The following is a 25,979-nucleotide window of genomic DNA, read 5'->3' on the forward strand; positions in this document are numbered from 1 at the left end:
AGCCCAAACTGAAACAAGGCGCTGTTTTCGTGAAATCCACCAGAAACATGCACGGCGCATTTAACCGGCATCGAACGGCAGGCAGGAAATAACTTTCAGCCGCCGCAGCACTCCAAGGGAGATGAAGATGTCGATGTTCGAAAGCCTCGGCCGCTATGGTCTGGCCATCAAGCATGCACACAACAGGAACAGCTCCGTCCGGGCCATGAACAGCCTGCCGCCCGAAATTCAGAGGGACATCGGCTGGCCCGTGTCGCCGCGCAACGACCCGCAGGCCACCTTGTCGGCCCTGCTTCTCGGTTCAGCGCGCTGATGACCTTCGCTGACAAATTTAAGCGACTGGCCAAGCGCCGAAGCCGTCATGCGGCTCCGGCAGCAAGCGACAGTCGGCTGCGCGCTGCACTGCTGCCTCCGCGATGAGCGCTGCGGCGGCACATGGGCAATGACCACCGCCGGTCTTGCTTATGGCTGAATCACACAACCGTGTTGAAACCGTGCAAATCTTGACATTCTGGGCGAAGGCACGATCTTCGATAGCGAGGGGTTCTCTTAGTCGGCTCAGCCGAAGTCCGTGTGTCCGCATGCCCAGTATCAAAAGCCACGTCGTTTCCTTCGTGCTCAGGTATAGCCGCAAGAAAGCCTTTTCCAGCCCGGAAAACCTGCAGCGCTGGATCGCCTATGCGCGCAAGACGGAGAACCACCAGCCGCCCGCCTCGCTGCGATCACGTTTCGAGATCACGACGCGCAGCGTTGACGGCTTTCCCGTCTACGAAATCGCGCCCAAGGCCGGCGAGCGAAAGCGTATCCTCTACCTGCATGGCGGCGCCTATGTCTTTCAAATCACGTCCTATCACTGGGGGCTGATCGCCGATATGGCCGACCGGCTGGGCTTCGGCATCACCGTGCCGATCTACCCCATTGCTCCCGAACACGATTTCCACGCCATGTTCGGCATGGTCGGCGAGGTCTACCGCCAGATGCTCGACGAGGCTGAAGCGCAGGACATCGTCTTCATGGGCGATTCCGCCGGCGGCAACATGGCCGTGGTGCTGACCATGATGGCCGCGGAAGAAGCCCTGCCCTTGCCGTCGCGCCATGTGCTGATTTCGCCAGGCCTCGACATGTCGCTCGCCAACCCCGAAGTGTTCGAGGCGGAACGCAATGATCCCTGGCTGGGCATTCCGGGTGGCCTCGAGGCAATCCGACTTTACAGCGCCGGCATAAATCCCAGCGACTGGCGCATCAGTCCGCTTTACGGTGACCTCTCGGTGTTGCCGAAAACGCTGCTTCTGACCGGTTCGCGCGATATGCTAACCCCTGACAATCTGATCTTCGCGCAAAAGGCCGGTGCCGCCGGTGTCGATATAGAGGTCGTCTACGAGGAAGGCATGTTCCATGTCTGGCCGCTGATCGACATGCCAGAAGCGCGTCGCGCGCGAGACAGCATCGTGGCGTTTTTAACCAGCAAAACCGAGAGCTATCACGCCAAAGCCGGCGAATTGGCGCTGCAAAGGACAGATCGCGACGTCACCGCTCACAACCTGGCTGCGCCGTTGAGGTCCTGAATCAAAATTTCCCGGTTTCCCTGAACACTTCGAAGGTCGCACGGATGTGGTCGGCGACCGCCTTCACCGGCGCGCTGGCGTCCGGCGCCACGACCATGGCCAGATTGTAGGTGCCGATATCCGGCATGCCGTCCTTCGGGCAAAGCTCGACCATGTCGCTGCCGAGGAACGATTTCGGCAGCGGCGCCACCGCGAGGTCGGACATGATTGCGGCGCGCTGGCCGGCCGTGTGCGCGCTCATATAGGCGACGCGATAGTTGCGGCCCTCGCGGCCGAGCGCTTCGAGCGCCCCGGCCCGCCAGGCGCAGCCCTCTTCCCACAAGGACACCGGCAGCGGTTCGCGCAGATGCGCGCAGCCACCCTTGGCGCCGGCCCAGACGATCGGTTCGGTGAGCAGCACTTCGGCGCCGAGCGCGCTGGTCTTGTAGGAATTGGTGAGCAGCGTGATATCGAGCGCCCGGTCGTCCATGCGCCGGCGCAGATTGCTGCTCTGGTCGATGGTGACGTCGACCGCGATCGAAGGATGCGACTGTGCAAAACGCTTCAGCACATGCGGCAGCACGCGCTCGCCATAATCGTCCGGCGAGCCGAGCCGCACCACTCCGACGATATCGGGGATGATGAACTTCGATACCACCTCGCGGTTGATCGACAACAGCCGGCGGGCGTAGCCGAGCAGCATCTCGCCATCCGTGGTCAGCGTCACCGAGCGCGCATCGCGCGCGAACACGGAGCGGCCAAGAATGTCCTCCAGCTTTTTGATCTGCATGGAAACAGCCGACGGCGTGCGGAAGACGGCATTGGCCGCGGTGGTGAAACTGCCGGTTTCGGCGATAGCCACGAAGGTGCGCAAGACGTCGAGATCGAGCAGCGGCAACGGATGATTGAGTGGGGCGTTCATTGGGATCGACCTTCAATTTTTCTGATGCAAACTATCATTCCATTTCGTTTGATTGAACATCACTTTGGGAGGATAGTCAACTCCATCGAAGGCAGACGTATCGAAAGCGCCTTGAAATGGCCCATGACACGGATCTGCAATCGACACGAAATGAAGCTGAAACAAACCTGAAGTAGCGCTTCGTATGCGGAGCGACCGGCAAACTCCCGGCTCAACGTAAAGGAGAATGAAAATGTCCATCCTGTCATCCATCGGCCGCATCGCGACCGAATTCAGCGCGGCTCGCGCCCGCTACCAGACCGAACGCGCCATCCGCTCTCTGCCGATCGAACTGCAGAAGGATATCGGCTGGCCCGAAGCCGCCGACACCAAGACCGGCACTCGCCATGGCGTTGGATCCTGGGCTGGTGGAGCAAAATAGATCGTGTGTATTCAAAACTGAAGGCCTGCCGCGCAGATCATGTCCGGCAGGCCTTTTTATTTGTAATCAAATGTTTTTTGGAGCCATGTCACCGCCGCATGGCGCATATGAACAGGCTGCATAGAGCCCACATTTCGAGCTAACGCCTTATAAGTAATCACAAATCTTGCCAGTTGCCAAAATTTGTCGCATTCCGTGTCGCTTTTCATATCAAGTGGTTCGCTTTTGCGATTTAGTTTCCCCGCACGTAAGCCTATATCAGCGCCAGCCAACGAGCTGCCCCACTCCATCAAGCGAAGGCGACCCGTCTGAGCAACCGAATGGAGATGATGATGAAGCTTTTTGCCCGCCTTTTTGCTCGCCGTGAAATGAACCTGACGACCGCGCTCGAGCGCCAGCGCCTTGCCAACACCATGCCTGGCCAGACCGGCGCCGTGGCCGCCGCGCGGCTCGGCTTCGTCGCCTGATCTGACAAGCTCGCAAGCGGCGCTCCCTGCTGCTGCTTCGAAGTTGATCACAGCGCCGCTTCGGTTTTGCCGAGGCGGCGTTTTTTTGTCATGCGCCGACCACATGCCGCATATTTTGCTCAATCCGGCGGCATGTTGGGACCGTCAACGCATAGCGATTGCCCATTTGCGACCCGTGTCGCAAATAAAGTCTTTCCGTCGCCGCCTAGCCAATTGACAGGAAAGGTTTTTCCTGATGTCGCTATGCTGATCGCGACATCCTGTTCGCGCCATTGCAGCGTGAGGGCTACCCTGTGAACGTCGTAAATCATCCGGTCAGGCGATCGTTTGTATTCTTCCTGGTCCCCGATTTCACCATGATCGCATTTGCGACGGCGCTCGATCCGTTGCGCTCGGCCAACCGGATGCTCGGCTACGAGGCCTACCGCTGGCGGCTCGCCAGCATCGACGGCAAGCCGGTGCGAGCCTCGAACGGCGTCGAATGCGCCGTCAACACTTCGCTGGAGGACGAACGCAAGAAGATGTCCGGCCCCGAACGGCCGAACATGGCGGTCGTCTGCAGCGGCATCAATGTCGAGCGCTACCAGAACAGATCGGCCTTTGCCTGGCTGCGCGAGGAATACAACCGCGGCGTCGCCATCGGCGGCCTGTGCACTGGCGCGCATATACTGGCTTCCGCCGGCCTGTTGTCCAACAAGCGCTGCGCCATTCATTGGGAAAACCTGCCGGGCTTTTCCGAGGCGTTCCCGAAGGCCAATGTCTTTGCCGACCTCTTCGAGATCGACCAGAACATCTATACCTGCGCCGGCGGCACCGCGGCGCTCGATATGATGCTGAAGCTGATCGGCGACGATTTCGACGACAACCTCGTCAACCGGGTCTGCGAGCAGGTTTTGACTGACCGCGTACGCAGCCCGACCGATCGCCAGCGCCTGCCGCTGCGCGCACGCCTTGGCGTACAGAACTCCAAGGTGCTGACCATCATAGAATTGATGGAGGCAAACCTGTCCGAGCCGCTGTCGCTGATCGAGATCGCCGATCACGTTGACCTGTCGCGCCGGCAGATCGAGCGCCTGTTCCGCACCGAGATGGGACGATCCCCTGCCCGCTATTATCTGGAAATCCGCGTCGACCGGGCCCGGCACTTGCTGATCCAGTCATCGATGCCGGTGGTCGAAGTGGCGGTCGCCTGCGGCTTCGTCTCCGCCTCGCATTTCTCCAAATGCTACCGCGAGCTCTATGCGCGCTCGCCGCAGCAGGAGCGCGTCGATCGCAAGCAGTTGCTGGTCGCGTAGACGCCATGCCTCCCGGCGAGGAGTGCTCGCCAAGTCTAGAGGGTCCGATACTCTAGCGACTGTCGAACATCCAGCTTCGGTCGCGCCACATTTTCTCGCCGACCAGGCAGTCGGTGGCCGGCTTGTCTTGCGCCAGCACGACCGGCGGATGCGCCGCTTCTTCCGCCGCCCATCGCGGTGAGTCAGGCCCGGCAAGCTCGAGCACCAGCTTGCGGCGGATCGCTTCGGGAAACTGCGTCCACTCATTGACCGGGATCATGAACGCGCCGGGCCCACCGATGACGCAGTCGGTGTAGTAGCGGTCGAGATAGTTGACGTCGTAGACGCTGGTGAAGCCGCTCCGGGTCATCAGCGGCAGGCCATTGATGGTGATGCCTTGCTTGACCAGCCCGTCGCGGGTGATGTCGACGGGAGCACCTTGATTGTTGGGGCCATCGCCCGAAATGTCGATGACGCGCTTGACGCCTTGAAAGCCGCTTTCGGCGAAGAGATCGCTGCCGAATTGCAAGGCACCGGAAATCGAGGTGCGCCGGGCGCTGTTGGGCATATGGGCGGAGAGTTGCTCGACCACCCGCTCGGCGTCGGCACGATTGGCGATTACCGTCCACGGCACGATGACATGCTGCCAGGTCGTGCCGGCCCATTCGACATAGGTGACGGCAATCTTGCCATAGGCGCCATCGGCGATGGCCTGCAAGACCGTGTCGTGCGTCAGCGCCGCGACATAGCCGCGACGCTGGATTTCGAGTTCGGCCGGCGACATCGAAAGCGAAACGTCGACGGCTAGAACCAGCTCGATGTCGACAGGCTCGGCGGCGCGGGATTCCGGCGTCAGCCAAGGCACCAGCGCAAGCGCGGCGGTAGCAGAGAGGAGATGTCTTGCGTGGGGAAAAGCAGACATGCGGTAAGGTAAGCGAGAATCGTCGTGTCATAAAGCGAAAAGCCCGGCGCCGGGCTAGGTCTTTGCGTTCACGTTTTTGCGAACCCGCCCCTTACCCTCCTGCGGGAGGACCCGTAGACAGTCAACGCTTAGCTGCGTGGATTGAGGTTCTCCGGATCGTAGAGCGGTCTGTAGCCGACGGCGGCCACTTCGACCGGGTATTTCTCGCCGAAATATTCGACAGTCAGCTTGCGGCCCTCCTGGCAATACGCCCAGGGCAGATAGGCGAGCGCAATGTTCTTGCCGATGGTCGGGCCGTAGGCGATCGAGGTTGTGAAAGACCGGCGGCCGAGTTCGTCGACCAGCGTCTCACCCGTTTGCGGGTCCATCACCGGCATCGTGCCGACGGGATGACGGGCAACGCCCCTGGAATCGATATTATCCGTCATGACAAGCGTGCAAAGCATGGCCGGCTGATGCGCGCGGGCGCGATATTCCAGATGCTTTGCCTTGCCGCTGAAATCAGCCTCCTTCACCTTCGGGCGGGCAAGATCGGCCTCCAGCAGATTGTACTCGGTCAGAAGGTCGGCATTCTGCAGGCGCAGGCTCTTCTCCATGCGGCGGCTGTTGGCATAGGTCTCGACGCCAAAGGCCATTACGCCGGTCGAACGCAACGCGTCCCATACGGCCAGGCCGTCTTCGTATCGCATATGCAGTTCCCAGCCCCGCTCGCCGACATAGGAGATGCGGAAAGCGGTCACGTCCTTTCCGGCGATCCTGACAGGCTTGATTGCCGCAAAGGCAAAGTTCTCCGGCGTCAGGCCATCCGGGTCCTCGACGACCTTCTGCAAAGTCGAGCGCGCGTTCGGACCCCAGATGCCGATGGTCACGTATTTTTCGGTCACGTCGGTGACGGTGACGTCGAACCCTTTGCCTTCTGCCGTCCGCCGCATGTACTGGAAGTCGCGCGGGCCGGCATCTGCGCCGTCGATGACCCGGCAGCGGTCGGCCATGCGGATGACCGTCAGGTCGGCGCGCACCATGCCGTGATCGTCGAGGAAATGGGTGTAGATGCCTTTGCCGATATTGCCGTCGCCGCCGATCTTGGCCGCGCACAGCCATTCCATCAGCGCGACATGATCCGGGCCTTCCACATCGTACATCGCGAAGTGCGACAGGTTGACAATGCCGCAATCCTCGCTCATCGCGAGATGCTCGGCATTGGAGACGCGCCAGAAATGGCGGTTGTCCCACTCGTTTTCGCGCACCGGCACCCGGTTGCCGTATTTCTCGAGCAGGTGCTCGTTGGCGGCATAGCCATGGGCGCGCTCCCAGCCGCCGAGCTCCATGAAATAGCCGCCGAGTTCCTTTTCGCGCTCCCAGAAAGGCGAGCGGCGCACGTCGCGGGCCTTGGAGAAGGGCTCGCGCGGATGCACCGCCGGATTGTAGACCTTCATTGCCGTTTCGGTGCAGCGGTCCCAGATGAACTGCTCTTGCGTCTGGTGCGGATAGAAGCGCGAATAGTCGATGGCATGATGGTCAATCGACGTCCGGCCGTCCGTCATCCAGTCGGCGATGAGCTTGCCCATGCCGGGGCCGTCCTTGACCCAGATCGCGACGGCATACCAGAGGCCCCGCACCTTCTGGCTCTCGCCCATGGAGGGGCCGCCGTCTGCCGTCACCTGCAGAAGCCCGTTGAAGGAATGACTCTCATTGTAGCCCAGTTCGCCCAGGATCGGCGTCAGTTCCATGGCCCGCTCGAGCGGGGCGAGGATCTGTTCCATGTCGAGGTCGCGCTGCGAGGGCGAAAGACGGGCCTGGTCCTTCTCCAGAAGGTCGCGCGGATGGCAAAGGCGCGGATTGGTCTCTTCGTAGTAGCCCCACTCGATCTGCCCGCCTTCGGCGGTCTTGGGATCGCCGGTGTCGCGCATGTAAGCCGAGTTGCCTTGGTCGCGCAGCAGCGGCCAGCCGATCTCCTTGCCGGTGCCGGCGAACTCGGTGTACGGCCCGAAGAAGGTGAGCGGATGGTCGATCGGCATCACCGGCAGGTCCTCGCCCACCATTTCCGCGATCAACCGGCCCCAGATACCCGCGCAAACAATCACATAGTCGGCTTCGATGGTGCCGCGATCGGTCACCACGCCCTTGATGCGACCGTTCTCGACGATAAGCGACCTGGCCGGTGTGTTGGCGAAGGATTTGAGTTTGCCGGAGGCTTCCGCCTGGTCGACCAGCTTGCCGGCGACCGTTTGCGAGCGCGGGATGACGAGACCGGCATCGGGATCCCAGAGGCCGCCCTGCACCATCTCTTCTTCGATCAGCGGGAACTTCTGCTTGATCTCGGCCGGTTCGATCAGGCGGGCACGCGTGCCGAAAGCCTTTGCCGAGGCGATCTTGCGCTTGATCTCCTCCATGCGATCATCGTCGCCGACGCGGGCGACCTCAAGGCCACCGATGCGGGCGTAATGGCCCATCCTTTCGTAGAAATCGATGGAGTAGAGCGTCGTCCAGCAGGACAGGAAATCATGGCTGGTCGTGTAGCAGAAGTCGGAGGCGTGCGCCGTCGAGCCGATATCGGTCGGGATGCCCGATTTGTCGATGCCGACGATGTCGTCCCATCCGCGCTCGATCAGGTGGTGGGCGACCGATGCACCGACAATGCCGCCCAGCCCGACGATGACGACCTTCGCCTTTTCCGGAAACCCTGCCATTGCCCGCGACTCCAAAAGTGCTGCTGCGGGCGCCCGCGCCCGCTTGATCGGCGCACAATATGCAGGCGACGGCCCTCGTGCTACCGCCTGTTTGCGACACGCTGCAGGTGCGGCGCGACCCCGGCGCATAACCCGAAAAATCGGTACCGATTTCCACTGGGATTATGCGCAGAAAAAACTCTACGGCGTCCTGTGCGCGTCCAAAAGGACGCGTGGCACTGGTGTTGAGAGATCAGCTGCTTCAAGGGAAAATGATGCGCGCCAGGCTGGAGGCGGAACTCATGATCCATTTTTTGGAACGACGTGCAACACTGCGGCGCGACGCCCTTTGATGCTCGCCCACAGCGCCTTGAAGGGACCGGCGAGCAGCAGGAACGGCGGGATCAGATTGGGAAAGTAGATGCGGGTGTCGTGGGCCAGCACCCCGAGCACCAATGCCGTAAACAGGACGCCGGCGGAGCGGGAATCGTTAAGTTTCGATGACCCGAAACCATAAAAGGCCGGGCAGTTGCCCGGCCTTCGAAAAACAAGTCGTCAACGTTTCTGGAGCGGTTACTTGATACGGGCGACGCCGCCTGAGATTTCGATCGTTTCCGAACCGGTCAGCGCCTCGAGGTCGCCATTCGGCATGGTAACGAAACAGCCGGTCGGGCAGAATTCCGCGGTTTCGCCGGCGGCCAGAGCCAGCTCCGTCTTGCCACCGCCTTCGGTCACGACGAGTGTGCGGGTCTCGGCGTCCTTGTTGGTCGCGCTGGCGGCGAAGGCTGAACCGCCCACGGCAAGAAAAGCGATGGCGGCGACGAGAGACTTCCACATTTGCAATATCGGTGTTTCCACCGCCTCTGTTGCATTTCGCAAGGCATTCTCGCCCTTTGCATGTGAGCTTATATGAGATGCCAGCTGAACGGCAACTGAATGCCGCATTCATGCCGCAATTGCTTTCGCTGTGTCGAAAGCCTCACTTGAGGGTATGTTGAGATTTAGGTCAGGCCGAGCCGGAGTCGAAGACGGGCGCGAAGCGACCAGACTGGTGGGTTCCGAGAACCGGAACGGAGCGGACATTTGGGTCCGTGAGTACCGGAAGCGCAGGTATCAGCCGTTCGCAGGCCGGCATCACCTGAATATCAATATACCCTAATCGGGATCCGGCTTGCGGGTCTTGCGCCCGGATCTAGCCAGGCGTTTCGTCTCGGCCGCGGCTTCAGCAGCCGCGCGTTCCTGCTCGGCGAATTCGGCCTCGATCTGATCGTCATCGATCGGCCACGCCTCATGCTTCTTGGTCTCGACGACGGCGCGCGGCGCCGATGGAATTTCGATATGCTGGTCGGCGAACTCATCGAGGACGGCAAACCGGATGTCGTTCTGCACGATGTTGCCGTTCATCACGTCGGCCAGGAACACACGGATTTCGAATTCGAGAGCGGCCGGCCCGAAATTGGTGAACAGCACGAAGGGTTCCGGATTTTTCAGCACCAGCGGATGGCCGCGCGCAATCTCCAACAGGGCAGCATGGGCCTGCTTGACGTCGCTGCCGTAGGCGACGCCGACCTTGATGTCGATGCGCCCGAGCTTGTTGCGGTGCGTCCAGTTGCCGACGGCATTGTTGATCAGGTTTGAATTGGGCAGGATCACCGACTGGCGCTGGAACGTCTCGATCTCGGTAGCGCGCACGCTGATCTTCTTGACCGTGCCGCTGATCTCACCGGCGACGATCCAGTCGCCGACCTTGAAGGGCCGCTCGGCCAAAAGGATCAGACCGGAGACGAAGTTGGAGACGACATTTTGCAGGCCAAAGCCGATACCGAGCGACAGGGCGCCGGCGACAAGCGCCAGGTTGGAGAGATCGATGCCCGCCGCCGAGACGCCGACGAGCGCTGCGAGCGCCACGCCCGCATAGCCGACCGCCAGCCGGATTGAGTTTCGCACGCCGGTATCGACTTTGCCGCGCGCCATCACCGAGCCATCGAGCCAGCCCTGGAACCAGCGCGTCAGGAAATAGCCGATGATGAAGACAACGATGCCGGTCAGGATGCCGGTCACCGAGATCGTCACCGAGCCGATGGTGAGGCCCGTCGCCAGCTTGTAGGCCCAGGCCTCGATGTCGCCGGGCTGGAAGCCCCACATCAACAGGATCAGCGGCAGGAATACCAGCACGATCATCAGGTTGATGGCGACGCTGACGACCAGGCCGAGCTGGTCGAGCGCGGACTCCTCGTAACTGGAATTGGTCGATAGCCAGCGCCCGATCGACGTGTTGGCAAAGCCGCCTTCCTCGCTGATCGCCCGCGCCGACAGGAAGCCGATATAGGCGGTGACCAGAATGGTTCCGGTGACCACGACCTGCAGCGAGACGAAAATGGCAAGGCCAATATAGCCGAGCAGCGCCGTGGCAATGGTGAAAAGGCCGAGCGCGACAGCGGTGTAGCGCAGCCACGCCGGCCAGGGACGCCAGCTTCCGTCGGCGGCCTTGAACGGTTTCAGCAGCCCCATCAGGATCAGGATGACGCCGACGATAATGGTGCCGACAAAACTTCTGGCGATGGTCAGCGACAGCGGCGAGCCCATCTTGTCATTGACGACCGACAGGAAATTGTTGACGCCGATCACCACCGCCATGGCGGTCGTCAGCCGCACCAGCCAGCGGGCCGGACCCGATTCAACGGGTATCAGCCGCCAGTTCGGCAGCCGCGGTTCCAGCGCCGCATTGGTCAGCCGGTTGACGCAGAACACCACCGCGATGACCGAAACCAGCGCATTCAGGAAAACGCCAATGTCGCCGCGCAACACGTTGTAGTAGTTGAAAAAGAACACCGTCGAGACCAGAAAGACGCCAACCGCCAGCGTCGGCAGCAATGTCGACCAGAACGCCACCGACAGCCGGCTGAGATAGGAGGGATCTTCGACGGAAGGGTCAGCTTCGAAGACACGCCCGAACAGGCGCCGCCCACCGACAAAAAGTACCGCCGCCAGGGAAAGTGCCGTCAAGGTCGCGGCCAGCACGGCCTGGAACTTGAACTTGAAGGCGAAGGTCAGCCACGATGACACCGCCTTGTAGAAGCCGGTAAATTCACCGTTGGCATCGGAAATGACCTCAGGGCTCAGAGCGTCGGACAGCACGTAGCGCTTGGTGAGCAGATTGCGAAACAGCTCGCTGCGCATATTGGCGATCTTGGCGATGAGGCCGCTGATGCGGATCGACAGATTTTGCGCCGCGGCGATGACAGCATTGATCTCGGCCTTTTCGGACGCCAGCGCCTGGCGTTCGCTGGTCACGATGTCGGGCTCGGGCGGCTGGCCCGCAGCCGGCGGCGCCCCAAGCTGATCGAGCCTTGCGTTGATCTCCGAAAGGCGCGGGCGGAAGGCAAGCGCGCTGTTCAGCGCACCTCGCGACATTTCCTCGAGCTGCAGGCGGATATCGACAAGGCTGGCGTCGTCGTCACCGTCCTCCTGGATTTTCTTTTCGAGATTGTCGGTCCTCGTCGTCAGGTCCTGCAGGATTTTCTGCTGGTCGGCGACCACCCCGGAGGCAACCTGGTCAAGCCCCTGCGCCGCCGCATCAAGCGACAGCGGCGCCGAGGCGACGATCGCCAGGACCAGAACGAAGCGGAGCAGTCGGAAAAGCATGATCGGTTGGCGACTCACAGGCGGCAAGGTGTTCTAAAGCTCGTCCTTGATAAAGACGCTCATACCAGGGAGCAAGCCGTCCCGCTCTGCTCGTCGATCTCGGCGTCGGCCAGTCGAAAAGCGATGGCGCAATATTGGCTTTGCGGCAGCGGCCTGCTCTATAGTGTGCCGCATCGCCCAAAACGGATGACAAAAAGCCAGAACGGATAACAAAAAGAATGGCGGAATATTCGGCCTTCTCGCTTCTCAAAAACGCGCTGACCGGCAACAAGGACTGGAAACCGGCCTGGCGCAAGCCGGACCCGAAGGCGTCCTATGACGTGATCGTCATCGGCGGCGGCGGCCATGGCCTGTCGACCGCCTATTATCTGGCCAAGGAGCACGGCATCACCAATGTCGCGGTGCTGGAAAAGGGCTGGCTCGGCTCCGGCAATGTCGGCCGCAACACGACGGCCGTGCGCTCCAACTATCTGCTGCCGGCCAACACGCGCTTCTACGAACATTCGATGAAGCTGTGGGAGAACCTCTCGCACGACCTCAACTACAACGTCATGTTCTCGCAGCGCGGCTGCCTCAACCTCGCGCACACGCCTGCCCAACTCGACGATTTTGCCCGCCGCGGCAACGCCATGCGCCATCTCGGCGTCGACGCCGAACTGATGACCACGGCCGAGATCGCACGCCTGGTGCCGGCGCTGGACGTCTCCGCCACGGCGCGCTTCTCAATCGTCGGCGGCCTGATGCAGCGGCGCGCCGGCACCGCCCGCCACGATGCCGTCGCCTGGGGCTATGCGCGCGGCGCCGACCGTCGCGGCGTCGACATCATCGAGAATTGCGAGGTCACCGGCTTCCTGCGCGACGGCGACCGCATATCAGGCGTCTCGACGTCGCGCGGAGAGATCCGCGCCAGGAAGGTGGCGGTCGCGGTGGCCGGCAGCACCGGGCAAGTCATGCGGCTCGCCGGCATCGATACGATGCCGATCGAGAGCCATGTGCTGCAGGCCTTCGTGACGGAATCGCTGAAGCCGTTCATCAACACGGTCCTGACTTTCGGCATGGGCCATTTCTACATGTCGCAGTCGGACAAGGGCGGCCTTGTCTATGGCGGCGATCTCGACGGCTACAACAGCTACGCCCAGCGCGGCAGTTTGCCTGTTGTCGACGAGGTGATGAGCGAAATGCTGGCGCTGTTTCCGGGTCTCGCCCGCGTTCGCATGCTGCGCTCCTGGGGCGGCGTCTGCGACATGTCGATGGACGGCTCGCCGATCATCACCATCGGCCCGCTGCCGGGCATGTATCTCAACTGTGGCTGGTGCTACGGCGGCTTCAAGGCGACGCCGGCCTCCGGCTGGTGCTTTGCCTGGACCATCGCCAAGGATGAACCGCACGACATCAATGCGCCGTTCACGCTCGATCGCTTCCATCGTGGCCTGGTGATCGACGACAAGGGCCAGGGCCCGACGCCGCGGCTGCATTAGACCATGATCCCGAACCGTAGGTCAGCATAACAAAAAGTGGAAACCGGTTTTCGGCCAAGACCATGGTCAAACGAGAAGATACAATCGCATGCTGATTACCTGCCCCTATTGCGGCCCGCGCGACGTCATCGAATTCACCTATCAGGGTGACGGCAACCGCGAGCGCCCTCAGCCTGGCTCGCAGAACCTCGATGCCTGGAACGCCTATGTCTACGACAGGTTGAACCCGGCGGGCGACCACAACGAGATCTGGCAGCATTCCGGCGGTTGTCGCGCCCATCTCAGGGTCGTTCGCAACACGCTGACGCACGAGATCTCCAGCGTCGCCTTCGCGCGCGGCGACCACAAGTCAGCTGCTCGGCACAAGGCGGAGGGCAAGACATGAGCCCGCGCCGCACCGATGCCGGTGGCCGGATCGACCGGCTGCGGACCATCCGGTTCACCTTCGACGGCACGCCCTACACCGGCCATGCCGGCGACACGCTTGCCTCAGCGCTGCTGGCCAATGGCGTCACCCTGTTCGGGCGCTCGTTCAAATATCACCGCCCGCGCGGCGTGCTGACATCAGGCGTCGAGGAGCCGAACGCCATGGTGACGGTATTGCGGGACGAGGTTCGCGAGCCCAACATCGCCGCGACCATGGTCGAGATCTATGACGGGCTGACCGCTGTCAGCCAGAACCGCTTTCCATCGCTGGCCTGGGATGTCAGCGCCGCCAACCAGCTCGGCGGCAGGCTTCTGTCCGCCGGCTTCTATTACAAGACCTTCATGGGACCCGCGATCGGCCCGCTGAAGAGCACGCGTTTCTGGATGTTCTGCGAGCATTTCATCCGTCGCGCCGCCGGTCTCGGCCGCGCCGGGACCGCTGCCGACACGGCGCGTTATGAGCGCATGAACGCCTTCTGCGATGTGCTGGTGGTCGGTTCCGGTCCGGCCGGACTGATGGCCGCCAGGGCAGCCGCCGATCAGGGCGCGCGCGTCATCCTCAGCGAGCTCGAACCGCGTTTCGGCGGTTCGGCCAACTGGTCGGGCGAGACGATCGACGGGATGCCCGGGGCGGACTGGGCAGCGCGAGCCGCCGGCCAGCTCGAAGCCTATGACAATGTCCGCCTGCTGCCGCGCACCACGGTCTGGGGCTATTACGACGGCAACGTGCTCGCCGCGCTCGAACGGGTTACCGACCACAAGGAGAGGCCCGGCAAGGGCGAACCGCGCCATCGCTACTGGATCATTCGCGCCAAGTCGGTGGTCCTGGCCACCGGCTCCTTCGAGCGGCCGCTGGTGTTTCCGGGCAACGACCGGCCAGGCGTGATGCTGGCCCAAGCCGCCGAGCGCTATGCCAACGAGTACGGCGTGCTGCCGGGCCACAGGATCGCGCTCTTCACCAACAATGACAGCGCCTATCGCTCCGCCCTGGCGCTGAAGAAGGCCGGTGCGGCGATTGTCGCCATCGTCGACGTGCGGCCGGAGCTTTCGAGCGAGATGCGCGAGCTCGCCGATGAAGCGGAAGCCAAAATCCTTTCCGGTCACGCCGTGGTCGCCACCGAAGGCGGCAAGGCGCTGTCCGGCATCAAGGTGCAGCGCTTCGACATGGTCAACGGCGCGCTTGCCGGCGAGGCGCGCAGCATTCAAGCCGACTGCCTGCTGATGTCGGGCGGCTGGTCGCCGACCATCCATCTGGCCAGCCAGGCCGGCGCCAAGGCGGAATGGAATGCCGCCCGACAGGCCTTCCTGCCACCGAAGCCAACACAGCAGTGGCCAACCCAGCGATGGATTGGCGCCGGCGTCTTCACCGGCAGCTTTTCCACCGCCGAGGCAATCGCCGAAGGCCGAGCCGCCGGCCTTTCCGCGGCGGGTGGAACGGGTACGCCAGCGGCCTTGCCGGTCGTCGAAGCCGCACCTGGCGATCCCGATCCGGCGCCGGTGTTCGAGATCAGGGCCGATGGAAAAAGCTTCGTCGATTTCCAGCACGATGTGACCGCGGAGGATGTGCGGCTTGCGCATCGCGAAGGCTTCATCTCGGTCGAGCATCTGAAGCGTTACACCACGCTCGGCATGGCGACCGACCAGGGCAAGAGCTCCAACATACCCGGCCTAGCCATCATGGCCGAAGCGTTGGGCAAGCCGATTCCCGAAGTCGGTACGACCCGTTTTCGTCCGCCCTTTTCGGCCGTGTCGATCGGCTCGCTGGCCGCCGAACGGTTCGGCGACCTGAGGCCCGAGCGGCTGACGCCGATGCATGACTGGCACGTCGCCAACGGCGCAACCATGTATTCGGCCGGCCTCTGGTATCGCCCGATGATCTACGGGCTTTCAGGCGAGACGATCGAGCAGGCCTATGTGCGCGAAGCCAGGGCGACGCGCGAGAGCGCCGGCATCGTCGACGTCTCGACACTGGGCAAGATCGCCGTGCAAGGCCCGGACGCCGCGGAATTCCTCGACCGGATCTACACCAACATGTTCTCGACGCTGGCCGTCGGCAAGGCCCGCTACGGGCTGATGCTGCGCGAGGACGGCCTCGCCTTCGACGACGGTACGACATGGCGGCTCGGCGAACAGGACTTCCTGATGACCACCACCACGGCCAATGCCGGCAAGGTGATGCAGCATCTGGAGTATTTCCTTGACGTCATCTGGCCGGAGCTGAAGGTCCACGTCACCTCGGTGACCGACGAATGGGCGGGTGCGGCGATCGGCGGGCCAAAGGCGCGAGCCATTCTTGCTGCCTGCGTCACCGGCACTGCCGTCGACAATGCCGCACTGCCTTTCATGGGCATCGTGCACGGCAAGATATCGGGTGTGCCGGTGATGATCTGCCGGCTTTCCTTCTCCGGCGAAATGGCTTTCGAAGTTTACTCCGGCGCCGGCTACGGCACCCATGTCTGGGAAGCGTTGATCGAAGCCGGCAAGCCGTTCGGACTGGTGACTTACGGGCTTGAGGCGCTGGGCACGATGCGCATCGAGAAAGGCCACGTCACCGGCGCCGAGATCGACGGCCGCACCACGGCACGCGACCTGCATCTCGACTGGATGCTGTCCAAGAAGAAGCCCTTCATCGGCTCGGCGACGATGGATCGCGAGGGCCTGATCGCGCCCGGCCGTCTGGAGCTCGTCGGCCTGGTTTCGCTGGACAACCAGCCGCTCAACGGCGGCGCGCACATCGTCGAGGCGCTTGACGAAGCCAATCCGCACGACTCCATCGGCCACATCACCGCTTGCTGTTATTCGCCGGCGCTCGGCAGGTACATCGCGCTCGCTTTGGTCAAGGACGGCAAGGCGCGGCGCGGCACGCGCGCCCATATCTCCGATCCCCTGCGCAACCGGTTCGGCCCGGTCGAGATCGTTTCCAACCACTTCTTTGATCCGGACGGGAGCCGCATGCATGGTTGAGCGCCAATCACCGCTCGAGTTGGCACCGCTTGAGCCGGAACTGCGCACCGGCTCGCACGGCGATTTCGAACACGGCGTCGATGTCATCCTCTCCGAAACCAGGCCGGGGTCGATCCTGCAGCTCGCTGCCTGGCCGGGCCAGGAGAAGGAGTTGATATCAGGTATCCGCACCGTGACCGGCCTCGCTCTGCCCGATGGCGCCGGCGCCGGCAGCACCGACGGCGTGAGGTCGGTGTTCGGCTTTGCGCCGGGAAAATTCACTGTGGTCGATGAGGCCGAAGGCCTGGCATCGGCCTTTGCCAATGTCGTCACCCCGGCGATCGGCACGATGACCGACCTGTCGCATGGCCGAACCGCGATCCGCATCGCCGGACCGAAGGCCGAATGGGTGCTGGCGAAATTCTTCGCCATCGACTTCGCGCTGCCGGCCTTCCCGGTCGGTACCGGCCGCTCGACCATGCATCATGACGTCTTCGCCCAGATCCAGCGCACCGGCGCGGACCAGTTCGACATCTATGTATTCCGCTCGTTTGCGCGCTCGTTCTGGAAGGCGCTCTGCCACGCCAGCGAGGAAGTCGGCTACGAGGTACAGTAGACCGAGACGGCGTATCGTCACCTCACGTGGCGCCGCCTCATTTGGCGAACGTCACCCACTCTTCCAGCGGCGCGCGGTCAGTGCGGAACTCGTTTTCGGGCTTGGACGTGTCCTCATGGCCGAGCGCCATGCCGCAGACGACGATCTCCTCGTCGGGAATGTTCAGCACCGGCCTGATCTGCTTGTGATAGGGTGCAAAGGCGGCCTGCGGGCAGGTGTGCAGGCCCCTGCCCCGTGCCGCCACCATGATGTTCTGCAGGAACATGCCGTAGTCGATCCACGATCCCTTGTTCAGCCGCCGGTCGACGGTGAAGATCATGCCGACCGGCGCGTCGAAGAAGACGAAGTTGCGGTCGTGCTGCGCGCGCATCCTGTCGACCTCGCGACGGCCGATGCCGAGCACGCCGTAGAGACCGAAGCCGTTCGCCCGCCGCCGGGTGAGATAGGGTTCGAAGAACTGGTCGGGATAGTAGCGATACTCGTCCCACTCGGCCTTTTCGGCGCGGATGCCGGAGTTGAGGATGGCGTCGGTGATCTGCTGCTTGACCTCGCCTTTGGTGACGTAGACCCGCCAGGGCTGCATGTTGGTGCCCGAAGGTGCGCGCGCGGCAACAGAGAGAATGGCGCGGATCGTCTCGTCATCGACCATGTCAGGCAGGAAGGCACGCACCGAACGGCGCGAGGTTATCGCCTCGTCGACGATCGCCGCATCCTTGGCAATTCGGGTGTTGTTTTCCAGCATGGGCCGTCCTTAGCGCATGACCCCGGAAACCGGAAATCGGTTTCCGGAAAGGATCATGCGCAGTCTAGAAATGATAGAGCGTCCTTTGCGCGTCCAATTGGACGCGCGGCGCTCTATCGTGGGTCTCAACCGGACGCCCCTCAACTCGCCGTTCGTAGCCGAGCCCTTTGCCTGAACCGTCAAAATGGCGCAAGTAAATCTTGGGCTTCATGAAAATACTATTGATTTTTTCACAAACTTGACTTCTCATGAAATTCGCCCCGTATTTTTCACCAAAAGGGCTTTTCACCAAGAGAAATGGCTTTGCCCTCAACCGCCATCAGATCGGAGCAGGAAAACCGCGAACGGCTGCTGGCCGGCGATATCAGGGCGCTGCGCCGGGCGCGCGGGCTGACGCTTGCCGAGATTGGCCTGAAGCTCGGCCGCTCCGTCGGCTGGGTCAGTCAGGTCGAGCGCGGTCTGTCGATCCCATCGCTTAGCGATCTCAGAGCCTTCGCCGAATTGTTCGGCGTGCCGGTCAGCCTGTTCTTCAGCCACGACGTGCCCGTCGAGAACGAGCGCGGCGTGGTCGTGCGCGCCGGCAGCCGCCGCACGCTTGGTACAAGCGATTCCGGCCTGGTGGAGGAGCTTCTGTCGCCCGACCTCGGCGGTAGCTTCGAGATGCTGCGTTCGGTCTTCGCGCCGGGTGCTGAACTGAAGACCGAGGCGCACCGGCCGACGGAGGAAGCCGGATATGTCGCTTCCGGCAGCTTCGACATCGAGATATCAGGCGTCTGGCACCGGCTTGGTGAGGGTGACTCCTTTCGCTTCGACGGCAAGCCGTTCCGCTGGCGCAATCCTGGAGCGGAGCCGGCGGTAGTCATCTGGGTGGTTTCGCCACCTGTTTACTAGAGGTTTGGAGAAGAATATGGCCGGTTTGCCGACCACGGCACGTGTGGTGATCATCGGAGGCGGTGTCGTCGGCGCCTCCTCGCTCTACCATCTCGCCAAGGCGGGCTGGACCGATTGCGTGCTCCTGGAAAAGAACGAGCTCACCTCCGGCTCGACCTGGCATGCGGCCGGCAACGTGCCGACCTTCTCCTCGTCATGGTCGCTGATGAACATGCAGCGCTATTCGACCGAGCTTTATCGTGGCCTGGCCGACAAAGTCGGCTATCCCATGAACTACCACGTCACCGGCTCGCTCAGGCTGGCCCATACCGCCGAGCGCATGCAGGAGTTCCAGCGTGCCAAGGGCATGGGCCGCTATCAGGGCATGGACATCGACGTGGTCGGGCTCGACGAGATCAAGCGCCGCTACCCGTTCATCGAAACGCATGAACTGAAGGGCGCGCTCTACGATCCGAACGATGGCGACATCGACCCGGCGCAGCTGACCCAGGCGTTGGCCAAGGGCGCCCGCGACATGGGTGCGAAGATCATTCGGTTCTGTCCGGTCACCGGCTTGCGCCGCGAAAAGGACGAGTGGGTGGTCGAGACGGCGCAGGGCGAGATCCGCTGCGAGGTCGTCGTCAACGCCGCCGGCTATCGCGCGGCCGAAGTCGGCAGGATGTTCGGCCGCGACGTGCCGATGATGGTGATGAGCCATCAATATATCCTGTTCGAGGAAATCCCCGAGCTGGCCGCATGGTCGAAAGAGCAAGGCAAGAAACTGCCGCTGCTGCGCGATGTCGACACCTCCTACTACCTGCGCCAGGAAAAGAACGGCATGAATCTCGGCCCCTATGAGCGCAATTGCCGTGCGCATTGGGTCGACCATAACGACCCGATGCCAGACGATTTTTCGTTCCAGCTGTTCCCCGACGATCTCGACCGGCTGGAGGACTATCTGGCCGATGCCGTTGCCCGCGTGCCGATCCTCGGCACCGCCGGCCTGTCCAAGGTCATCAACGGCCCGATCCCCTACGCGCCGGACGGCAACCCGCTGATCGGCCCGATGCCCGGCGTGCCGAACGCTTTCGAGGCCTGCGTGTTCACCTTCGGCATCGCCCAGGGCGGCGGCGCCGGCAAGGTGCTGGCCGAATGGGTGACTGAGGGTCAGACCGAATGGGACATGTGGTCCTGCGATCCGCGCCGCTTCACCAGCTTTGCCTCGGCCCCGGATTACTGCGTCGCCAAGGGCATGGAGATCTACGGCAACGAATACGCCATCCAGTTCCCGCGTCATGCCTGGCCGGCTGGCCGCGACCGCAAGCTGTCGCCGATCCACGATCGCATCAAGGCGCTCGGCGCCCGCTTCGACGCCTATAATGGCTGGGAGCGCACCACCTGGTACGCGCAGGCCGGCGACGACCTCTCGGAAGCCGCGACGCTGACGTTCCGCCGCGACGGGCCTTGGCAGCATCGCGTCCGCGAAGAATGCCTCGCCGTGCGCGATGCCGCCGGCATTTTGGATCTGCCCGGTTTCAGCCGCTTCAATCTCGACGGTCCGGGTGCCGCCGAATGGCTGAGCCGACAGGTTACCGGGCTGGTGCCGAAACCCGGCCGCATCGGCCTCGTCTACTTTGCCGACGACAAGGGCCGCATTGTCACCGAAATGTCGGTGGTGCGCCACGACGAGAATTTGATGACGCTGATTACCGCCGCAGTGGCGCAGTGGCATGATTTCGAGTGGCTGAAATCCCGCATGCCGAAGGACGCTTCCTTCAAGCTGATCGATCGGACGGAGGAATACGCCACGCAGATCCTCGCCGGTCCCAACGCGCGAAAAATCCTCGCCGATGTCTGCGCCGCCGACCTTGCTCTGCCCTGGCTGACGCACCAGGAGACGACAATCGCCGGCCGTTGGGCAAGGCTTATGCGTGTGTCCTTCGCCGGCGAACTCGGCTGGGAAATTCACACCAAGGTCGACGACACCGCCGCGGTCTTCGACGCCGTCTGGGCGACCGGCCGGAAGCATGGCCTGAAGCCGTTCGGCATGTACGCGCTGGATTCGCTGCGGCTCGAAAAAGGCTACCGCGCCTGGAAAGGTGACCTGTCGACCGACTATTCGATCCTGCAGGGTGGGCTGGAGCGCTTTGTGAAATGGGACAAGCCGGATTTCCGTGGCAAGGCGGCACTGCAGAACGAGAAGCAGCAGGGCGTAAAGAAGCGTTTCGTCACACTGGTCGTCGAAAACCCCGGCGACTGCGATGCGCCCGCCATGTCGACGCTGTGGCATGACGGCCGGATTGTCGGCGAGACAACGTCCGGCGGCTGGGGTCATCGCATCGACAAATCGATCGCGCTCGGCATGCTGCGCGCCGATCTTACTGAGCCGGGAACCGCGGTCGAGGTCGAAATCTTCGGCGAGCGCTTCAGGGCAATCGTGCAGAAGGACGAACCGCTGTGGGATCCAAAGAACGAGAGGTTGCGCGCGTGAAGACTGTCATTCTCACCGATGGCGGCATGGGCCAGGAACTGGTATGCCGCAGCAGCTCCGAACCCACCCCGCTATGGTCGGCCAAGGTGCTGATCGACGAACCGGATCTGGTGCGCGACCTGCATGCGGAGTTCATCCGGGCCGGCGCCCGCGTCATCACCATCAACACCTATTCCGCAACGCCCGAGCGGCTGGCGCGGGAGGGCGCGGAAGAGCTGTTCAAGCCGCTGCAGAAGCGCGGCATCGAGCTTGCGAGGCAAGCTCGCGACCAGGCCGGCGACGCGGCAATCGCCGGCTGCCTGTCGCCCCTTTTCGGCAGCTACGCACCGGCACTGACGATATCCTTCCAGGATACGCTCGACATCTACCGCCGCATCGTTGCCGAGCAGGCTGACGGCGTCGATCTGTTCCTGTGCGAGACCATGGCGTCGGCAGAGGAGGCGCGCGCGGCTGTCACCGCGGCTTCGGAAAGCGGCAAGCCGGTGTGGGTGTCGTGGACGCTTGCCGATCACGGCACGCCACGGCTGCGCAGCGGCGAAGCCATAGCGGCTGCGTCGAGCGCTCTCGACGGGCTGCCGGTCGCAGCTAGACTGATCAATTGCTGCCGGCCCGAAGCGATCGCTGCAGCGCTGCCCGAACTGATAGGCCTCGGCGGTCCGGTTGGCGCCTATGCCAACGGCTTCACCTCGATTGAGGCGCTAAAGCATGGCGGCACCGTGGAGGTGCTGCACGCCCGCCACGACCTCGATCCGCATGCCTATGCCGGCCAGGCGATCGGCTGGGTCGAGGCCGGCGCCGCCATCGTCGGCGGCTGCTGCGAAGTCGGACCGCCCCATATCGCCGCCCTGCGCGACCGGCTCGAACAGGGCGGTTACGAAATTTCGGGAGTAGCATAATGCCCAGACCATCATCGCGCATTTCCGGCATCGTGCCTTCCGGCAAGGACGGCTGGGAGGTTCATTCCGCGGCCTGGGCGCGCAAGCAGGCCGGCGAGGACATCATCATGCTGTCGGTCGGCGACCATGATTTCGACACGCCGGCGCAGACGATCGAAGCCTGCGTGACCGCGGTTCGCGCCAGCAACCACCACTATACCCCGCTTGCCGGCATTCCGCGCCTGCGCAAGGCAATGGCGGCCGCCTCGACCGCCTGCACCGGCATTGTGACCGACTCAGATCAGGTCATCGCCACGCCAGGCGGACAAGCAGCGCTGTATGCGGCGGTGCAGGCCGTTCTCGACCAGGGCGACCATGCCATCGTGGTCGCGCCCTATTACGCGACCTACCCCAACACGTTCAGTGCAGCGGGCGCCGATTTCACGGTGGTCGAGACGCCCGCCGAGGATGGTTTTCAGCCGCGAGAAGCCGACATTCGCGCGGCGCTTCGGCCAAACACGCGCGCCATCCTCATCAACACGCCGAACAACCCGACGGGTGCTGTCTATTCGCGCCAGCGGCTTGAAGAGCTGGCGCAGATCTGCCGGGAATATGACCTCTGGCTGCTGTCGGACGAGGTCTATTGGACGCTGGGCGGTGGCGAGCACATCTCGCCGCGTTCGTTGCCCGGCATGGCGGATCGCACGCTGGTCATCAATTCCATGTCGAAGAGCCACGGCATGACCGGCTGGCGCATGGGCTGGCTGACCGGGCCCGAAGAGATGATCTCGCTGCTGACCAGCCTCAATCTGGTGACGACCTACGGCCTGCCGGCCTTCATCAGCCTCGCTTGCGCCGAGGCGCTGGAAAACGGCCACGGCGTCAAGGAAATTGCCGAACGCTATGCTGCCAGGCGCACCGTCGTCCTCGACGCCATGCGCGGCATGAACAACGTTACCGTGCGCGGTTCCGAAGGCGGCATGTATGTCATGCTCGACATATCGGCTCTCGAGCAGGACGACGAGAAATTCGCCTGGGCTCTCCTCGACAAGGAAAAGGTCGGCGTGATGCCGGGCTCGAGCTTCGGCGAGGCCGCCGCCGGCCATATCCGCGTCAGCCTCTGCCAGCCCGAGGCGGTGCTTTTGGAAGCAGCCACTCGCTTGCGCCGCTTTGCTTCCAGCTATCGCCGTGAGGCTGCATGAGCGCCCTGCCCCCCAAAACCATTCCGACCAAAGTCATCCCTACGAAAGCAAGGGCCGTCATCATCGGCGGCGGTGTCTCGGGCTGCTCGGTCGCCTACCATCTGGCCAAGCTCGGCTGGACCGACATCGTGCTGCTCGAACGAAAGCAGCTGACATCGGGCACGACATGGCACGCCGCCGGCCTGATCGGCCAGCTGCGCGGCTCGCAGAACATGACGCGGCTGGCGAAATATTCGGCCGATCTCTACGTCAAGCTGGAAGCCGAGACCGATGTCGGCACCGGCATGCGCCAAGTCGGCTCGATCACCGTGGCGCTAACCGAGGAGCGCAAGCACGAGATTTATAGGCAGGCGTCTCTCGCCCGCGCCTTCGATGTCGACGTGCGCGAGATTTCGCCTGGTGAAGTCAAGGAGATGTATCCGCATCTCAACATTTCCGATGTAGTCGGCGCCGTGCATCTACCGCTCGACGGCCAATGCGACCCGGCCAATATCGCCATGGCGCTGGCCAAGGGTGCGCGTCAGCGCGGTGCGACGATCGTGGAAAATGTGAAGGTCACGAAAGTCCATACCAGGGATGATCGCGTCACCGGCGTTTCCTGGACGCAGGGCGACGAGCAAGGCATGATCGAAGCCGATGTCGTCGTCAATTGCGCCGGCATGTGGGCGCGCGAGCTCGGGCGCCAGAACGGCGTCACCATCCCGCTGCATGCCTGCGAGCACTTTTACCTCGTCACCGAACCGATCCCCGGCCTGGCCCGCCTGCCGGTGCTGCGCGTGCCGGACGAATGCGCCTACTACAAGGAAGACGCTGGCAAGATGATGCTCGGTGCCTTCGAGCCGGTGGCCAAGCCCTGGGGCATGGACGGCATAAGCGAAGATTTCTGTTTCGACCAGTTGCCCGAGGATTTTGAGCATTTCGAGCCGATCCTCGAAATGGGCGTCAACCGCATGCCGATGCTGGCCAGCGCCGGCATCCACACCTTCTTCAACGGTCCCGAGAGTTTTACCCCCGACGACCGCTATTATCTTGGCGAGGCGCCGGAGCTTTCCGGCTACTGGATGGCGACCGGCTACAATTCGATCGGCATCGTCTCCTCCGGTGGCGCCGGCATGGCCCTGGCGCAATGGATCAACGACGGCGAGGCACCCTTCGACCTGTGGGAGGTCGATATCCGCCGCGTCCAGCCGTTCCAGAAGAACCGCCGTTATCTGAAGGAGCGCGTCTCCGAGACGCTCGGCCTGCTCTACGCCGACCATTTCCCGTACCGCCAGATGGCGACCTCGCGGAACATCAGGCGCTCGCCACTGCACGAACATCTGAAGGCGCGCGGCGCGGTGTTCGGCGAAGTCGCCGGCTGGGAGCGCGCCAACTGGTATGCTAGGCCCGGCCAGGAGCGCGAGTACCGCTATTCCTGGAAACGGCAGAACTGGTTCGACAACCAGCGCGACGAACATCTAGCGGTCCGGAACGGTGTCGGGCTGTTCGACATGACCTCCTTCGGCAAGATCCGTGTCGAGGGCCGCGATACCTGCGCCTTCCTGCAAAAGCTTTGCGCCAATGACATGGACGTGGCGCCGGGCAAGATCGTCTACACCCAGATGCTCAACCAGCGCGGCGGCATCGAGAGCGACCTCACCGTCTCGCGCCTGTCGGAAACCGCCTTCTTCCTCGTCGTGCCCGGCGCGACGCTGCAGCGTGATCTCGCGTGGCTGCGCAAGCACCTCACCGATGAATTCGTCGTCATCACCGATGTGACCGCTGCCGAAGCCGTGCTCTGCCTGATGGGGCCAGATGCGAGAAAGCTGATTCAAAAGCTGAGCCCGAACGATTTCTCCAACGAAACCAACCCATTCGGAACGTTTCAGGAGATAGAAATCGGCATGGGGCTGGCCCGTGCCCATCGTGTGACCTATGTCGGCGAACTGGGTTGGGAGCTTTATGTCTCGACCGATCAGGCAGCCCACGTGTTCGAGGCGATCGAGGAGGCCGGCGCCGATGTCGGCCTGAAACTCTGCGGCCTGCACACGCTGGATTCCTGCCGCATCGAAAAGGCGTTCCGGCATTTCGGCCACGACATCACAGACGAGGACAATGTGCTGGAGGCAGGCCTTGGCTTCGCAGTGAAGACTGCCAAGGGCGATTTTCTTGGCCGCGATGCCGTGCTGCGGAAGAAGGAAACCGGATTGAACCGGCGGCTGGTGCAATTCCGCCTGAAAGACACGCAACCCTTGCTCTTCCACAACGAAGCGATCCTGCGCGACGGCAAGATTGTCGGCCCGGTCACCTCGGGCAACTACGGCCATCATCTCGGCGGCGCTATCGGCCTAGGCTACGTGCCGTGCCAGGGCGAGAGCGAGGCGGATGTGCTGTCGTCTTCCTACGAGATCGAGATCGCCGGCGAGCGCTTCGCCGCCGAGGCATCGCTGAAGCCGATGTATGATCCGAAGTCGGAACGGGTGCGGATGTAGC

General features: G+C 62.9%; 21 protein-coding genes. 13 read left to right on the forward strand and 8 right to left on the reverse strand.

The annotated features are described in order from the left end of the window. Positions 1-127 precede the first annotated feature (127 nt). Positions 128-313 carry a hypothetical protein gene (locus AC0L3N_RS21790; protein WP_473549462.1) on the forward strand — a complete coding sequence of 62 codons (186 nt, stop codon included), beginning with the start codon at positions 128-130 and terminating at the stop codon, positions 311-313. A 268-nt stretch (positions 314-581) separates the two neighbouring features. Next, complete coding sequence (locus AC0L3N_RS21795) at positions 582-1,565, forward strand: alpha/beta hydrolase (RefSeq protein WP_473549463.1); 984 nt, start codon at positions 582-584, stop codon at positions 1,563-1,565. Position 1,566: 1 nt separating this feature from the next. Here the strand turns inward: AC0L3N_RS21795 and AC0L3N_RS21800 are convergent, their stop codons facing one another. After that, positions 1,567-2,466, reverse strand: a complete 900-nt coding sequence (locus AC0L3N_RS21800) for a LysR substrate-binding domain-containing protein (protein WP_029351948.1) — start codon at positions 2,464-2,466, stop codon at positions 1,567-1,569. 232 nt (positions 2,467-2,698) lie between these two features. Between AC0L3N_RS21800 and AC0L3N_RS21805 the strand changes: the two genes are divergently transcribed. Next, complete coding sequence (locus AC0L3N_RS21805; RefSeq protein ID WP_077383673.1) at positions 2,699-2,887, forward strand: hypothetical protein; 189 nt, start codon at positions 2,699-2,701, stop codon at positions 2,885-2,887. Between the two features lie 56 nt (positions 2,888-2,943). Here the strand turns inward: AC0L3N_RS21805 and AC0L3N_RS21810 are convergent, their stop codons facing one another. Next, positions 2,944-3,405: a hypothetical protein gene (locus AC0L3N_RS21810; RefSeq protein ID WP_473549497.1), complete on the reverse strand. Its 462-nt coding sequence runs from the start codon at positions 3,403-3,405 to the stop codon at positions 2,944-2,946. Positions 3,406-3,647: 242 nt separating this feature from the next. Between AC0L3N_RS21810 and AC0L3N_RS21815 the strand changes: the two genes are divergently transcribed. Further along, a complete protein-coding gene (locus AC0L3N_RS21815; RefSeq protein ID WP_473549464.1) occupies positions 3,648-4,649 on the forward strand; it encodes a GlxA family transcriptional regulator in 1,002 nt (333 codons plus the stop codon). Between the two features lie 52 nt (positions 4,650-4,701). On the opposite strand, the gene AC0L3N_RS21820 is transcribed toward AC0L3N_RS21815, so the two are convergent. From AC0L3N_RS21820 to AC0L3N_RS21840, 5 genes are all read right to left on the reverse strand, one after another. Further along, positions 4,702-5,550: a DUF1194 domain-containing protein gene (locus AC0L3N_RS21820; protein WP_473549465.1), complete on the reverse strand. Its 849-nt coding sequence runs from the start codon at positions 5,548-5,550 to the stop codon at positions 4,702-4,704. Between the two features lie 128 nt (positions 5,551-5,678). After that, positions 5,679-8,240, reverse strand: a complete 2,562-nt coding sequence (locus AC0L3N_RS21825) for a GcvT family protein (RefSeq protein ID WP_473549466.1) — start codon at positions 8,238-8,240, stop codon at positions 5,679-5,681. Positions 8,241-8,519: 279 nt separating this feature from the next. After that, the gene (locus AC0L3N_RS21830; RefSeq protein WP_473529104.1) at positions 8,520-8,663 is read right to left on the reverse strand and encodes a hypothetical protein; all 144 of its coding nucleotides are present in this window, start codon (positions 8,661-8,663) and stop codon (positions 8,520-8,522) included. Positions 8,664-8,792: 129 nt separating this feature from the next. Further along, on the reverse strand, positions 8,793-9,056 hold the full coding sequence (locus AC0L3N_RS21835; RefSeq protein WP_023798910.1) for a hypothetical protein: 264 nt from the start codon (positions 9,054-9,056) through the stop codon (positions 8,793-8,795). A 318-nt stretch (positions 9,057-9,374) separates the two neighbouring features. Further along, positions 9,375-11,864, reverse strand: coding sequence for a mechanosensitive ion channel domain-containing protein (locus AC0L3N_RS21840; RefSeq protein ID WP_473549467.1), 2,490 nt, complete (start codon positions 11,862-11,864; stop codon positions 9,375-9,377). Positions 11,865-12,082: 218 nt separating this feature from the next. Here AC0L3N_RS21840 and AC0L3N_RS21845 point away from each other — a divergent pair, with 218 nt between their 5' ends. The 4 genes from AC0L3N_RS21845 to AC0L3N_RS21860 all read left to right on the forward strand — a co-directional run bounded on the left by AC0L3N_RS21845 (position 12,083) and on the right by AC0L3N_RS21860 (position 17,327). After that, a complete protein-coding gene (locus AC0L3N_RS21845) occupies positions 12,083-13,342 on the forward strand; it encodes a sarcosine oxidase subunit beta (protein ID WP_473549468.1) in 1,260 nt (419 codons plus the stop codon). A gap of 88 nt (positions 13,343-13,430) precedes the next feature. Beyond that, positions 13,431-13,727, forward strand: coding sequence for a sarcosine oxidase subunit delta (locus AC0L3N_RS21850; RefSeq protein WP_473549469.1), 297 nt, complete (start codon positions 13,431-13,433; stop codon positions 13,725-13,727). Then, entirely contained in the window at positions 13,724-16,732 is a 3,009-nt protein-coding gene (locus AC0L3N_RS21855; protein WP_473549470.1) for a sarcosine oxidase subunit alpha, read from the forward strand. The genes AC0L3N_RS21850 and AC0L3N_RS21855 overlap by 4 nt, the downstream gene beginning before the upstream one ends. Beyond that, positions 16,725-17,327 (forward strand): sarcosine oxidase subunit gamma, encoded by a 603-nt coding sequence (locus tag AC0L3N_RS21860; protein WP_473549471.1) that lies wholly within the window; start codon positions 16,725-16,727, stop codon positions 17,325-17,327. Before AC0L3N_RS21855 ends, AC0L3N_RS21860 begins: the two co-directional genes overlap by 8 nt. A gap of 37 nt (positions 17,328-17,364) precedes the next feature. Here the strand turns inward: AC0L3N_RS21860 and AC0L3N_RS21865 are convergent, their stop codons facing one another. Beyond that, positions 17,365-18,069 (reverse strand): nitroreductase, encoded by a 705-nt coding sequence (locus tag AC0L3N_RS21865; RefSeq protein WP_473549472.1) that lies wholly within the window; start codon positions 18,067-18,069, stop codon positions 17,365-17,367. A gap of 297 nt (positions 18,070-18,366) precedes the next feature. On the opposite strand from AC0L3N_RS21865, the gene AC0L3N_RS21870 reads away from it, so the two are divergent. From AC0L3N_RS21870 to AC0L3N_RS21890, 5 genes are read left to right on the forward strand one after another with little or no spacing between them, the layout of a single operon-like run. Next, positions 18,367-18,960, forward strand: a complete 594-nt coding sequence (locus AC0L3N_RS21870) for a helix-turn-helix domain-containing protein (RefSeq protein ID WP_473549473.1) — start codon at positions 18,367-18,369, stop codon at positions 18,958-18,960. A gap of 16 nt (positions 18,961-18,976) precedes the next feature. After that, the gene (locus AC0L3N_RS21875; RefSeq protein ID WP_473549474.1) at positions 18,977-21,430 is read left to right on the forward strand and encodes a GcvT family protein; all 2,454 of its coding nucleotides are present in this window, start codon (positions 18,977-18,979) and stop codon (positions 21,428-21,430) included. Next, complete coding sequence (locus AC0L3N_RS21880) at positions 21,427-22,326, forward strand: homocysteine S-methyltransferase family protein (RefSeq protein WP_473549475.1); 900 nt, start codon at positions 21,427-21,429, stop codon at positions 22,324-22,326. The genes AC0L3N_RS21875 and AC0L3N_RS21880 overlap by 4 nt, the downstream gene beginning before the upstream one ends. Continuing rightward, positions 22,326-23,507 carry a pyridoxal phosphate-dependent aminotransferase gene (locus AC0L3N_RS21885; RefSeq protein WP_473549476.1) on the forward strand — a complete coding sequence of 394 codons (1,182 nt, stop codon included), beginning with the start codon at positions 22,326-22,328 and terminating at the stop codon, positions 23,505-23,507. Before AC0L3N_RS21880 ends, AC0L3N_RS21885 begins: the two co-directional genes overlap by 1 nt. Beyond that, positions 23,504-25,978: a GcvT family protein gene (locus AC0L3N_RS21890; RefSeq protein WP_473549477.1), complete on the forward strand. Its 2,475-nt coding sequence runs from the start codon at positions 23,504-23,506 to the stop codon at positions 25,976-25,978. Before AC0L3N_RS21885 ends, AC0L3N_RS21890 begins: the two co-directional genes overlap by 4 nt. Position 25,979 lies beyond the last annotated feature (1 nt).

This window comes from Mesorhizobium sp. WSM4807, assembly GCF_055811615.1.